General features: G+C 62.4%; 10 protein-coding genes. 7 read left to right on the forward strand and 3 right to left on the reverse strand.

The window, feature by feature from the left end; translation table 11 throughout:
• Positions 1–96 precede the first annotated feature (96 nt).
• Entirely contained in the window at positions 97–327 is a 231-nt protein-coding gene (locus A2I95_RS01240; RefSeq protein ID WP_024090210.1) for a hypothetical protein, read from the forward strand.
• A gap of 29 nt (positions 328–356) precedes the next feature.
• Here A2I95_RS01240 and A2I95_RS01245 read toward each other — a convergent pair whose 3' ends face one another.
• Positions 357–980 (reverse strand): XRE family transcriptional regulator, encoded by a 624-nt coding sequence (locus tag A2I95_RS01245; RefSeq protein WP_291726929.1) that lies wholly within the window; start codon positions 978–980, stop codon positions 357–359.
• Between the two features lie 64 nt (positions 981–1,044).
• On the opposite strand from A2I95_RS01245, the gene A2I95_RS01250 reads away from it, so the two are divergent.
• The 4 genes from A2I95_RS01250 (at position 1,045) to A2I95_RS01265 (ending at position 6,333) form a co-directional block, all read left to right on the forward strand.
• Positions 1,045–2,550 (forward strand): class I adenylate-forming enzyme family protein, encoded by a 1,506-nt coding sequence (locus tag A2I95_RS01250; RefSeq protein ID WP_291726932.1) that lies wholly within the window; start codon positions 1,045–1,047, stop codon positions 2,548–2,550.
• Positions 2,547–3,212: a DsbA family oxidoreductase gene (locus tag A2I95_RS01255; RefSeq protein WP_291726934.1), complete on the forward strand. Its 666-nt coding sequence runs from the start codon at positions 2,547–2,549 to the stop codon at positions 3,210–3,212. Before A2I95_RS01250 ends, A2I95_RS01255 begins: the two co-directional genes overlap by 4 nt.
• Positions 3,213–3,364: 152 nt before the next feature.
• Entirely contained in the window at positions 3,365–4,600 is a 1,236-nt protein-coding gene (locus A2I95_RS01260; protein WP_291726937.1) for a multidrug effflux MFS transporter, read from the forward strand.
• Between the two features lie 59 nt (positions 4,601–4,659).
• Complete coding sequence (locus A2I95_RS01265; RefSeq protein WP_291726939.1) at positions 4,660–6,333, forward strand: tetratricopeptide repeat protein; 1,674 nt, start codon at positions 4,660–4,662, stop codon at positions 6,331–6,333.
• Positions 6,334–6,390: 57 nt separating this feature from the next.
• Here A2I95_RS01265 and mfd read toward each other — a convergent pair whose 3' ends face one another.
• Positions 6,391–9,855, reverse strand: a complete 3,465-nt coding sequence (mfd, locus tag A2I95_RS01270; RefSeq protein ID WP_291726942.1) for a transcription-repair coupling factor — start codon at positions 9,853–9,855, stop codon at positions 6,391–6,393.
• Between the two features lie 44 nt (positions 9,856–9,899).
• A complete protein-coding gene (locus A2I95_RS01275; RefSeq protein WP_291726945.1) occupies positions 9,900–10,421 on the reverse strand; it encodes a component of SufBCD complex in 522 nt (173 codons plus the stop codon).
• A gap of 183 nt (positions 10,422–10,604) precedes the next feature.
• Here A2I95_RS01275 and hemB point away from each other — a divergent pair, with 183 nt between their 5' ends.
• The gene (gene hemB / locus A2I95_RS01280) at positions 10,605–11,603 is read left to right on the forward strand and encodes a porphobilinogen synthase (RefSeq protein ID WP_291726971.1); all 999 of its coding nucleotides are present in this window, start codon (positions 10,605–10,607) and stop codon (positions 11,601–11,603) included.
• A 151-nt stretch (positions 11,604–11,754) separates the two neighbouring features.
• Positions 11,755–12,330, forward strand: coding sequence for a YSC84-related protein (locus A2I95_RS01285; protein WP_291726948.1), 576 nt, complete (start codon positions 11,755–11,757; stop codon positions 12,328–12,330).
• Positions 12,331–12,391: the final 61 nt, after the last annotated feature.

The following is a 12,391-nucleotide window of genomic DNA, read 5'->3' on the forward strand; positions in this document are numbered from 1 at the left end:
TGGGCAGATGCCCTGGGGCTGTCGTTACCAAACAGCCGAAAAGATGCTAGCATGAGGGTCCAACAACCATAATCCGTTTGTCAGGGAGGCCCCCCAATGCCTGTACAGACAGCAGCTGCCAGCTGGATTGACAGGATGCCCCGCATCAAACAGCGCTTTCCGCATCTGAAGGCCAGCAACGCGCCGTCACTCGTGGATGACCGGGACAGATTTGTTGCCTATCTGGCCCGTACCCATCACCTCACCTTGAACGAAGCCAGGGAGGAGGTGGACGATTTCCTCTATATCGAAAGCCTGCTGAGAGAACTGGACGGGCGGCCGCACTAGAAGCCCAGCCCCTGCGCCAGGTCTCAACATCAAGCCAGTGAAGTCACCCAGAGGATCATCGCATCTTCGGGGCTGACCGAGATGACATTGTGCCCCATGGCCGCGTCATAATAGGCGCTGTCGCCGCGGCGCATCTCGATCGGCTCATAAAATTCCGTATAGAGCTTGACCACGCCGGTCAGCACATAGAGGAATTCCTCGCCGTCATGGCGCACCCAGCCGTCAAATTCCTCCATCGACCGCGCCCGCACCCGCGCCCGGTAGGGCAGCATCTGCTTGCGTGACAGACCGTCCGCCAGCAGCTCGTGCTCATAGGTCGCGGTGGCATGGGCCGACCCGTCGCCGGACTTGGTCACCGTCATGCGGCCGTTCACCTGGTCCCGCTGCGGCGGGGTGAACAGCTGCGGCACCGAGATCTGCAGCCCCACGGCCAGCTTCTTCAACGCCTCGTAAGTCGGTGACATCTGGCCGTTTTCGATCTTGGACAGGGTCGAGCGCGCCAGCCCGGCCTGGTTGGCCGCATGCTCCAGCGTCCAGTCCCGCGCCTTGCGCAATTCGCGCACGCGGGCGCCCAGGTCCAAAGGTTCTGCGTCGTCTTCGCCGCCATTGGCGCGGGCGATGGTGATCAGGGATTTCGGGTCGCGGCCAGTCATAGCAACTCTATATGCCGCCGCCGCGCCGCTTGCAACGCAGGACGCTGCAGGCTAGCCAATTGCCATGCTGTCGATTTTTGATCAGGGGCCCTTCGCGCCCTGCCCCGCGCCTTTCAATCTCGCCGCCCACGTGCTGCGCCATGCCGGGCGGCTGGCTGCCAAAACTGCGCTGTCGGTTCTTGAGGGCGAAACCCGCGAAGATTGGAGCTACGCCCGTCTGGAGGCTGCCGTGCGCGGCACCGGAACCGGACTGCTGGCGGCGGGGCTGAAGCCTGGGGAAATCGTGCTGATGCGGCTCGGGAACACGGTGGAGTTCCCCATTGCCTATCTCGGCGCCATTGCCGCCGGGCTGGTGCCGGTGCCCACCTCGGCCCAGCTGACGGAGCCGGAAACCGCCCGGATCATCGCCGGTCTGAAACCGGCGGCGGTGTTGCGCGACCCGGCAGTGGCCTGTGCGAGTCACCCTTTGCAGATCAGTGCTGGCGAGCTGCTGAAGATGCAGGATCTGCCACCTTGTGAGTACGCCTTTGGAGGTCCTGACCAAATGGCCTATGTGGTCTACACGTCCGGCACCAGCGGAAATCCGCGTGCTGTTGCGCATGCCCACCGGGCAGTCTGGGCGCGGCAGATGATGGTGGAGGGCTGGTACAGTCTGACAGCGGAGGACCGGCTCCTGCATGCAGGCGCCTTCAACTGGACCTATACGCTCGGCACCGGGCTGATGGACCCTTGGGCTACCGGCGCCACGGCACTGATCCCGGCTCCCGGAACACCGCCCGAAAACCTGCCGGACCTGCTGCGCCGGCACCAGGCGACGATCTTTGCCGCAGCCCCCGGCGTTTACCGCAAGTTCCTGCGCGGCGGCCCGCTGGACCTGCCGGACCTGCGGCACGGGCTTTGCGCAGGTGAAAAGCTCTCACGCCACCTTCACGAGGTGTGGGAAGCCGCCACCGGCTGTGGACTATACGAAGCGTTCGGCATGTCGGAGTGTTCGACATTCATCTCCTCGTCACCGTCCTGTCCTGCGAAGGACGGCGCGCTGGGTCGGCCGCAGCCGGGCCGCAAGGTGGCCATTCTGGACGCGGACGGGCCGGTCCCGATGGGCGAAGAAGGCACCATCGCCATCCACTGCTCCGACCCCGGGCTGATGCTTGGCTATCTGAACGCACCGGAGGAAACCGCCGCCCGCTACCAGGGCGGCTGGTTCCTGACCGGTGATCAGGGCGCGATGGCTGCAGATGGCCAGATCCGCTACCTGGGCCGCTGCGACGACATGATGAATGTCGGCGGCTACCGGGTCTCTCCGATCGAGGTTGAGACCGCCCTGGCTGCCCATCCCGGCATCACTCAGGCCGGCGCCGCAGCGGTGGAGGTGAAGCCGGACACCTATGTCATCGCGGCCTTCTATACCGGTCCCGAAGAGTTGAACGCCGCAGAACTGCAGACCTTTGCATCCCAACGCCTGGCCCGTTACAAGCAGCCCCGCGCTTATGTCCATCTCGACGCGCTGCCTGCAGGCGCCAACGGAAAACTGCTGCGCCGCGCCTTGCCCGCCCTGTTCAAAGGATGACCCAAATGACCACCGTCAAGCTCGACATCCTGTCGGACCCGATCTGCCCCTGGTGCTATATCGGCAAGACCCATCTGGACAAGGCGCTGGCCGAGGTTCCGGATCATCCCTTTGTCATCGAATGGCATCCGTTTCAGCTGAACCCCGATATGCCGCGCGAGGGCATGGACCGGCGCGAGTACCTGGAGCGTAAGTTCGGCGGCAAGGACGGCGCGGTGAAGGCCTATGCCCCGGTGGTTGAGCACGCCGAAAAGGCCGGGCTGTCGATCAACTTCGAAGCCATGAAACGCACCCCCAACACACTGGATGCGCACCGGCTGATCCACTGGGCAGGGATCGAAGGCAAGCAGGCGCAGGTGGTGGATGCGTTGTTCAAAGCCTATTTCGCTGACGCCAAAGACATCGGAAACCACACGGTTCTCGCAGACGTTGCGAACGAGGCCGGAATGGACGCGGACGTCACCGCGCGCCTTCTGTCCGGCGACAGTGATGTGCAGGCCATCCAGGACCGCGATGCCCATTCCCGCAAAATGGGTGTGACTTCGGTCCCGACATTCATCGTCGCCAGCCAGCACGCCGTGCCCGGCGCCCAGCCGCCGGAACTGTGGAAGCAGGTGATCGAAGACATCCTGCAGCAGCTGAAAGCCGCAGAGGCCGAATGACCTCGCGGTAAACTGCTTAGCATCGCAACAATGCACAGTTTGCTGTGCAGCCGGGCGCTGGCCCGGATAAAAGATTCGTGATAGCGGAACCGGACAGCTCCCGGACCGGCCTTGTTCCCCGGAAACATCTGAAGAGCTGTTAGAGGTTTCAAATGTCACAATCCCAGGTTCACTCTCCGGCCCATGGCATGGCGAAAGCTGAATTCATTGCGCTGATCGCAATGATGTTTGCCACTATCGCCTTTTCCATCGATGCGATGCTGCCTGCCCTGCCCGAGATCGGCCAGGCGCTGAGCCCGGATGACATCAACCGTGCCCAATTGGTGCTGACCTCCTTTGTGCTGGGCATGGGCATCGGCACGTTCTTTACCGGCCCGCTGTCCGATGCCTTTGGCCGCAAGACCGTCATTGCAGGCGGTGCGGCCCTGTACATCGCTGCATCCGCCGTTGCCTGGCAGGCGCAATCGCTGGAGCTGCTGCTGGCCTCCCGCGTGGTCATGGGGCTGGGGGCCGCCGGGCCGCGGGTTGTTGGCATTGCCATCGTGCGGGATCTGTACTCGGGCCGGGAAATGGCCCGGATGATGTCGATTGCAATGATGATTTTCACTCTTGTGCCCGCCTTTGCACCGATGCTGGGCGCGGGCATCATCGCGTTTTCCAGCTGGCGCGGTATCTTTCTGGCCTTTGCCGTTTTTGCCATCCTCATTGTGATGTGGATGGGTCTGCGCCTGCCCGAAACCCTGGCGGTTGAGAACCGCCGCCCCTTCCGTCTGCCGCTGCTGCTGGGAGCCGTGAAAGAGATGTTCGCCCATCCTGCTGTGCGGCTGTCGATCCTGGTGCAGACCCTGTGCTTAGGCATGCTGTTCACCATGCTGACCATGGTGCAGCAGGTCTATGACGTGATCTTTGACCGCGCGGCCAGCTTTCCGTTCTGGTTTGGGTTTGTGGCCTTGATGGCAGGCACCGCCAGCCTGCTGAACGCAGCCATCGTTGTCCGCGTTGGGATGCGCCGGATCGTGACCTGGTCCCTGGCTGCACAGGTCTGCATTTCCGCGGCTATGCTGGTGCTCAGTAGTCAGGCGCTGCCGGAAACGCTGCTGTTCGGCCTGTTCGTTGCTTGGCAGACCAGCGTGTTCTTTTTGGCCGGCACAACGCTTGGCAACCTCAACGCCATCGCGATGGAGCCGATGGGCCATATCGCCGGCATGGCGGCCTCGGTGATCGGAGCGATTTCAACTGTTCTGGCCGCTGCCATTGCGGCACCGGTGGGCCTGTTGTTCGACGGATCATTGCTGCCGCTGGCCGCCGGGCTGCTGACAATGGCCGGCCTTGCCTTCTTGCTGATGCTGCAGATGGCGCGGGCAGAGGCGCAATTGCCCGCCGAATAACCATCTTGTCCGGATAGGTGCCACTGCCTAACCTCTCCAAATACTTAGGGAGGTTTTTCATGGGTTACGATTATGATCTCGGCAGCCATTCCTGCCCGGTAACGGCCACCTCGCCCGAGGCACAACAGTGGTTCGACCGCGGCCTGGTCTGGACCTACGGCTTCAACCATGACGAAGCCGTCAGATGTTTCAAGCAGACGCTGGAACATGATCCCGGCTGCGCCATGGCCCATTGGGGCGTGGCCTATGCAACCGGCCCGAATTACAATCTTCCCTGGAGTTTGCGGGATGATAAAGGCCGTGCAAAAGACCTGGCAGAGGCCTACGACGCCGCCCGATCCGCACTGGCTTGCATCGAGGGCTGCACCGAGGCCGAGCGGCATCTGATCCTTGCCCTCCAATCACGCTATCCCCAGCGCGAGGCAGCTGAAGACATGCACGCCTGGGATTATGCCTTCGCCGATGCCATGCGCGCGGCATTTGCCGCCTGCCCGGATCATTTGGACCTGCGCACGGTCTATGCCGAAAGCCTGATGAACCTGACGCCCTGGCAGATGTGGGATCTGAAAACCGGCCAACCTGCCAAAGGGGCTGCCACCCTTGAGGCGCAAGAGGTGTTGGAATGGGCAATGGAGCATACCGCAGCCGCGATGGACCACCCCGGCCTACTGCACCTCTATGTCCACCTGATGGAGATGTCGCCGACGCCTGAAAAGGCCCTGAAGGCCGCCGACGTCCTGCGAACATTGGTGCCGGATGCCGGCCATCTGGTGCACATGCCGACCCATATCGACGTGCTGTGCGGCGATTACCACAATGTGGTGCATTGGAACCAAAAGGCGATTGAGGCCGACCTGAAGTACTACCAGCGCGAAGGCGCCTTCAACATCTACACCGGCTACCGCCAGCACAATTACCACTTCGTCATCTTCGGCGCGATGTTCTTGGGCCAGATCGAACCGGCCTTGCAGGCCAATCAGGGTATTCTGGACACCACCCCGGAACAGATGCTGCGGATCGAAAGCCCGCCGATGGCAGATTACTTTGAAAGTTACATGGCCATGCACCCGCATATTCTCGTGCGGTTCGGCCGCTGGGAAGAGGCCATGGCGCTGAAACTGCCGGAAGACCCGGAGCTCTATTGCACACTGGCTGCCAATACCCATTACGCCCGCGCCATCGGTTTTGCCGCAACCGGACGCGTGGCAGAGGCCGAAGCCGAGGAACAGCTGTTCCTGGCTGCCAAAGCACGGGTGCCGGACACCCGCATGATGCACAACAACAGCGTGGCGGACCTGCTGGAGATCGCAACGGAAATGCTGCGCGGCGAGATTGAGTACCGCAAAGGAAAACATGACGTGGCCTTCGCCCATCTGCGCCGCTCGGCCGAGCTGGACGACAACCTGCCCTATGATGAGCCATGGGGCTGGATGCAGCCCACCCGCCACGCGCTGGGGGCGCTGCTGTTTGAGCAGGGGCGGATGGAAGAGGCCGAAGCGGTGTACCGCGCCGATCTGGGGCTTGACGGCACGCTGCCGCGCGCATCGGTCCATCCGGATAACATCTGGAGCTTGAAGGGATTACACGATTGCCTTAAGTCCCGCGGAGAACCTATTGAAATCCGGCACATTAAACAAAATCTGGATCTGGCGCTTTCCCGTGCTGACCGGGCGGTGGGCGCGTCCTGTTTCTGCGCACAGGCAGCGATGAAACCGGACAGCTGCAGCGGCTGAGCAAAATTTCTTCGAAGAAATTTGCCAAGGAAATTCGAATTTCCTTGGCTCCAAGTGTCAGGCTTTCGCTTTTGCCTTGGCCTTTTTCTTCTCTGCCACGACTTTCTCTGCCAGGTCGCGGGCAATGGCAAAGGCGCCCTTGATCTTGTCGCTGTCCTTTTTCCAGTCCCGGCGCACAACGATTTTGTTGTCCTTGACCTTGGCCAGACCATCCTGGCCCTGGATGAATTCCACCAGTCCCTGCGGCGAGGCAAATTTGTCGTTGTAGAACTGGATCGTCGCGCCCTTCGGCCCGCCATCCATCTTGGCGATCCCGGCCCGCTTGCACATCCCCTTGATGCGCACCACCAGCATCAGCGTGTTGACCTCCTTGGGCAGTTTCCCGAAACGGTCGATCAGTTCAGCGGCAAAGCCCTCCAGCTCCACTTTGGCCGACAGCGACGACAGGCGGCGGTAAAGGCCCAGGCGTACATCCAGATCCGGCACGTAGTCCTCGGGGATCAGCACCGGCACACCCAGATTGATCTGCGGCGCCCATTGCTCATCCGCATCAGACAGGCCCTCCATCTCGCCTGCCTTGATCTTGGCAATCGCCTCCTCCAGCATCGATTGGTACAGCTCATAGCCCACATCGCGCATCTGGCCGGACTGTTCCTCACCCAGCAGGTTCCCGGCGCCCCGGAGATCAAGGTCTTGAGAGGCCAAGGTAAAGCCGGCGCCCAGCGTATCGAGCGAGCCCAGCACCCGCAGGCGTTTCTCAGCTGCGGGCGTCAGCCGCTGGCGCGGCTTGGTGGTGAGGTAAGCATAGGCACGGGTTTTCGAACGCCCGACTCGGCCCCGGATCTGATAGAGCTGCGACAGGCCGAACATGTCGGCGCGATGCACCACCATCGTGTTGGCGGTCGGAATATCCAACCCGCTTTCCACAATCGTCGTCGCCAGCAGCACGTCGTATCTGCCGTCATAAAACGCATTCATCCGGTCATCGAGCTCCCCCGCCGCCATCTGCCCATGCGCCACCACATAGGTCAGCTCGGGCAGTTGAGCCTGCAGGAACGCTTCAACATCCGGCAGATCAGTGATCCGCGGCACCACATAGAAGCTTTGACCGCCACGGTAATGCTCGCGCAGCAGCGCCTCGCGGATGGTGACAGTATCGAATTCACTCACATAGGTGCGGATCGCCAGACGGTCCACCGGCGGAGTGCCGATGATCGACAGGTCCCGCACACCCGTCAGCGACAGCTGCAGTGTGCGCGGGATCGGCGTGGCCGTCAGCGTCAGCACATGGATGTCACTGCGCAGCTGCTTCAGCCGCTCCTTGTGGCCAACACCAAAGTGCTGCTCCTCGTCGATGATCAGCAGACCGAGGTTCTGGAACTTGATGTTTTTGGCCAGCACCGCGTGAGTGCCGATAACAATATCCACGGTTCCTTTGGTCAGCCCCTCGCGCGTTTGGCTTGCCTCCTTTGATGTAACAAAGCGAGACAACTGCTTGACATGCAATGGAAACCCGCGGAACCGTTCGGCAAAGGACGCGGCGTGCTGGCGTGCCAGCAGCGTGGTCGGTGCCACAACCGCCACCTGCAGGCCGGACATGGCCGCAACAAAGGCGGCGCGCATCGCCACCTCGGTCTTGCCAAAACCCACGTCGCCGCAGATCAGCCGGTCCATCGGCTGCCCGGAGTGCAGATCCTCCATCACGTCCTCGATGGCGCGCAGCTGGTCGTCGGTCTCCTGATACGGGAAGCGGGCGGAGAATTCTTCCCAGGCATGCGGCGGCGGGTCCATCACCGGCGCCTTGCGCAGGGCGCGCTCGGCAGCGATGCGGATCAGCTTGTCCGCCATCTCGCGGATGCGTTCCTTGAGCTTGGCCTTCTTGGCCTGCCAGGCGCCGCCGCCCAGCCGGTCCAGCAGGCCTTCGTCATGGCCGTATTTGGACAGCAGTTCAATGTTTTCGACCGGCAGGTACAGCTTGGACGCTTCGGCATATTCCAGCAGGATGCATTCATGCGCGGCACCTGCTGCCGTCACAACTTCCAGTCCTTTATATCGGCCGATGCCGTGGTCCACATGCACCACCAGATCACCGGGGCTGAGAGACTGGGTTTCGGTCAGGAAGTTCTCTGCCTTGCGGCGTTTCTTGGGCGCCCGGATCAGCCGGTCGCCCAGCACGTCCTGCTCCGAGATCACCGACATGTCTGGCGCCTGGAACCCGTGTTCCAGCGCCCAGACCGCCAGATGCAGACCGCTTTTGCCGATCCGCGTGCCATCCATCACCGGGACCGCCTCGGCCAGGCCCTCGTCCTCGATCAGCCCGGACAAGCGTTCCCGCGCACCTTCGGAGTAGGAGGCGATTAGCACTGGCCCCTCCAGCATCCGCGCCTTAATGTGGGATGCCAAAGCCCCGAAAAGACTGATGTTTTCCTGCTGCCGCTCCGGCGCGAAGTTACGACCGATACGCCCGCCCGCATCCACCGTGCCGGGGCCCGAGGCTTGCGGCAGCGGATGCAGTTGCACCACACGGTGCTCTGCTGATGCAGCTTCCCAGGCTGCGTCGTCCAGATACAGCAGGCCCGGCGGCGTTGGTTTATAGACGGTATCAATCCGCCCCTTTTGCGCCATCGCGTGCTTGCGGGTTTCGAACTGGTCCTCGATGGTGTCCCAGCGCGCCAGCCGCGCCGGTGTCACCTGATCATCCAGCGTCACCGTCGCCTGCGGCAGGTAGTCGAACAGGGTTTCCAGCCTTTCATGGAAGAACGGCAGCCAATGCTCGATGCCCTGATGCTTGCGGCCTGCGCTGACGGCTTCATAGAGCGGATCATCGGTTCCGGCGGCTCCGAATTCGATCCGGTAGTTCTGCCGGAACCGGGTGATCGCCGCCTCGTCCAGGATCACTTCGGAAACCGGCGCCAGCTCCACCACCTCCAGCTTCTCGGTAGTGCGTTGCGAGGCCGGATCGAACCGCCGCGCGCCATCCAGCACATCGCCGAACAGATCCAGCCGGACCGGGCCGCTTTCCCCCGGCGGGAAGATGTCGATGATACCGCCGCGCACCGCATAGTCGCCCGGCTCCATCACCGTCGGGCTTTGGGTGAACCCCATACGTACCAGGAAGTTGCGCAGCGCGCCTTCATCAATCCGGTGATCAACGCGGGCGGTAAAGGCCGCCTCGCGCAGCACATCGCGCGCAGGCACCCGCTGGCTGGCGGCGTTCAATGTGGTCAGCAGCACAAACTGCTTGGGCATCTGGTGCACCAGAGCCGCCAGCGTGGCCATCCGCGCAGCCGAGATATCGGCGTTCGGCGATACCCGGTCATAAGGCAGGCAATCCCAGCCGGGAAAGACAAACACCGGCATCTCAGGAGCGAAAAAGGCAAGTGCCGACCGCATTGCCTCCATCCGCTTGTCATCACGCGCCACATGCAGAACCGGCGCGCCGGATTTCTGCACTTCCTTCAGGATCAGCCGGGCATCAAACCCTTCGGGCGCACCGCCCATGGTGATTGCACGCTGTGCCATGCCTTATCCTTTCCGGGCGTCCTCAATCGGTCTCAGCCCGCCTGTTAAAATGCCCCGATGGTCAGGTTTTGATACATGCCCCAGAACGCGGTGACCACAATGGAGATGACCCCGACGACCTGCACATAGAGCCGGCAAAACGCCAATCTTTTGCGCAGAACCTCGCCCCTGGCACCTTCCTGCGAAATCCGGCGCGCGGTCAAAAAGCTGATCAGCCCGACCACGGCCATTGGAAACACCAGCAGGAATACCGCCTGGGCAATCTCCAGCAGAAACACAAAGCCAAGCACAGCCAGGCCGGACATCACAAAACAGGACAGCGCCACCATCCAAGGGCCGGAAACCTCAGCGATGTACAGCAAGCGGTTTACGTTGACACGGACAATATCCTCCAGGTCGCGTTCCGCCTGGCCGCCGTTTCGCTGGGCCCGCTGGACCATGTCATAAGGAACCCCAAGGATCCAATGGCTGGCCGTCGACCACAGTACGGCGAGCGCAATCCAGTACCACAGGTTGGAGAATGACCGCAGCTCAATCATCTCATAGATAATATGAAGCAGATCCACGCCAGCCCCCTGTTCAGCCCGCAGATCTTCGGGCTGGAATTTGTCAACCGGCCCTATATCAACCGGGAAGCGCGCGCAGGCAAGCCCTGCCTGCTGCACAAGTTTTCCGGCGCGGCGATTGTGCCTCTTGTTCCCGGTGCCGCTTCCATGCCACCCATGGGCAAGCAAAAACGAGAGACCGCCATGAAGCCCACCGTCGCGCCCTTTCCCGCCGCCCGCTTGCGCCGCACCCGTGCCAATCAGGCCATCCGCAATCTGGTGCAGGAAAACACTCTGACCCCGTCCGATTTCATCTGGCCGGTGTTTGTCCGCGAGGGGGAAGGCCAGGAAGAACCGATCAGCTCAATGCCCGGCGTGATGCGCCGCTCGGTCGACAGGATCGCCGAGGCCGCGGTTGAGGCGCAGGCGCTGGGGATCCCGGCAATCTGCCTGTTTCCCTACACCGATGCCGCGCTCAAGACCGAGGACTGCGCCGAAGCCTGGAACCCGGACAACCTCACCAACCGGGCGATCCGGGCGATCAAGGACGCGGCGCCGGATATCGCAGTGATGACCGACGTGGCGCTGGACCCTTATAACATCAACGGCCACGACGGTTACGTGGTGGACGGCGAGATCGTCAATGACGCAACTGTCGAGGCGCTGGTCAAGATGACCCTGGCCCAGGCCGATGCAGGTGCCGATATCATCGGACCCTCCGACATGATGGACGGGCGGATCGGTGCGATGCGCAGCGCGCTGGAAAAGGCCGGCCACCACAATGCGGCGATCCTGTCCTACTCGGCCAAATACGCCTCAGGCTACTATGGGCCCTTCCGCGATGCCGTTGGTGCCTCAGGTGCGCTGAAGGGCGACAAGAAGACCTATCAGATGGATCCGGCCAACAGCGACGAGGCGCTGCGGCTGATCGAACGCGACCTGATGGAAGGCGCCGACATGGTGATGGTCAAACCGGGGATTGCATACCTGGACATCTGCCACCGGGTGAAATCCGCCTTTGGCGTGCCGACCTATGCCTATCAGGTCTCGGGCGAATACGCGATGATCCAGGCCGCAGCGCAAAACGGCTGGATTGACGGCGAACAGGTGATGATGGAAAGCCTGATGGCCTTCAAACGGGCGGGCTGCAACGGCATTCTGACCTATTTCGCGCCCGCCGCTGCCAGGCTGCTGAACGGTTGACCCTGCCAAATGCCGCGGTTGCGGATCACTTCAGCGGGAAGCCGCCGCTGTCCGGCTGGCAGCGGATGACAGGCAGCGGTTTTCCGCGTATACATTTGCCCAGAGCCGGAGCATACCGGCCTTGGAGCAAATCATTACAGGCACCTGAGAAATGAGCAGTTTTTCCTCTTCCCGCATGACCCGCCGCGGTTTTGCCCTGACGGCCCTGGCCGGCGCCGGCGTCACCGCCGCCTGCGGCAACGGCGTCGGCAACAGCAACGGCGCCAAGATCGACGCCCGCGTCGACGCAACACTGAACCAGATGTACAGCCAGTACCCCAACACCCGCACCCTGGCCGAAAAGGCTACAGGCATGCTGGTGATGCCGCTGGTCACCGAAGCAGGCTTTGTCTTTGGCGGCGCCTTTGGCCGCGGCGCCCTGCAGATCAATGGTGTGACCGTGGACTACTACTCCACTGTCAAGGGCAATGCCGGCCTGCAGATCGGCGCCCAGCAATATGCCCATGTTCTGTTTTTCATGACCCAGGACGCGCTGGCCGGCTTCCGCCGCTCCACCGGCTGGGCTGCCGGGGCAGACGTGGAGTATGTGATCAAAGACGAAGGCAACGCGCTGACGGCCGACACAAACACCCTGACCTCACCTGTACTTGCGGTGGTTTTCGGACAGGCCGGCCTGCGCGTCGGCGCCACGCTGGAAGGCACCAAATACACCCGCATCATCCCCTGACAGGGCAACCGAGCGGCGGGGCGGGGCCCCCCCCCTCTTCTTGSTCCAAAAAAWCCCCCCC

This window comes from Leisingera sp. F5 (genome assembly GCF_001593695.1).

Bases quoted from the DNA above. Each gene is read 5' to 3' on its own strand.
- A2I95_RS01240 (WP_024090210.1), top strand. From the start codon at position 97: ATGCCTGTACAGACAGCAGCTGCCAGCTGGATTGACAGGATGCCCCGC.
- A2I95_RS01245 (WP_291726929.1), bottom strand. From the start codon at position 980: ATGACTGGCCGCGACCCGAAATCCCTGATCACCATCGCCCGCGCCAAT.
- A2I95_RS01255 (WP_291726934.1), top strand. From the start codon at position 2,547: ATGACCCAAATGACCACCGTCAAGCTCGACATCCTGTCGGACCCGATC.
- A2I95_RS01265 (WP_291726939.1), top strand. From the start codon at position 4,660: ATGGGTTACGATTATGATCTCGGCAGCCATTCCTGCCCGGTAACGGCC.
- A2I95_RS01260 (WP_291726937.1), top strand. From the start codon at position 3,365: ATGTCACAATCCCAGGTTCACTCTCCGGCCCATGGCATGGCGAAAGCT.
- A2I95_RS01285 (WP_291726948.1), top strand. From the start codon at position 11,755: ATGAGCAGTTTTTCCTCTTCCCGCATGACCCGCCGCGGTTTTGCCCTG.
- mfd (WP_291726942.1), bottom strand. From the start codon at position 9,855: ATGGCACAGCGTGCAATCACCATGGGCGGTGCGCCCGAAGGGTTTGAT.
- hemB (WP_291726971.1), top strand. From the start codon at position 10,605: ATGAAGCCCACCGTCGCGCCCTTTCCCGCCGCCCGCTTGCGCCGCACC.
- A2I95_RS01250 (WP_291726932.1), top strand. From the start codon at position 1,045: ATGCTGTCGATTTTTGATCAGGGGCCCTTCGCGCCCTGCCCCGCGCCT.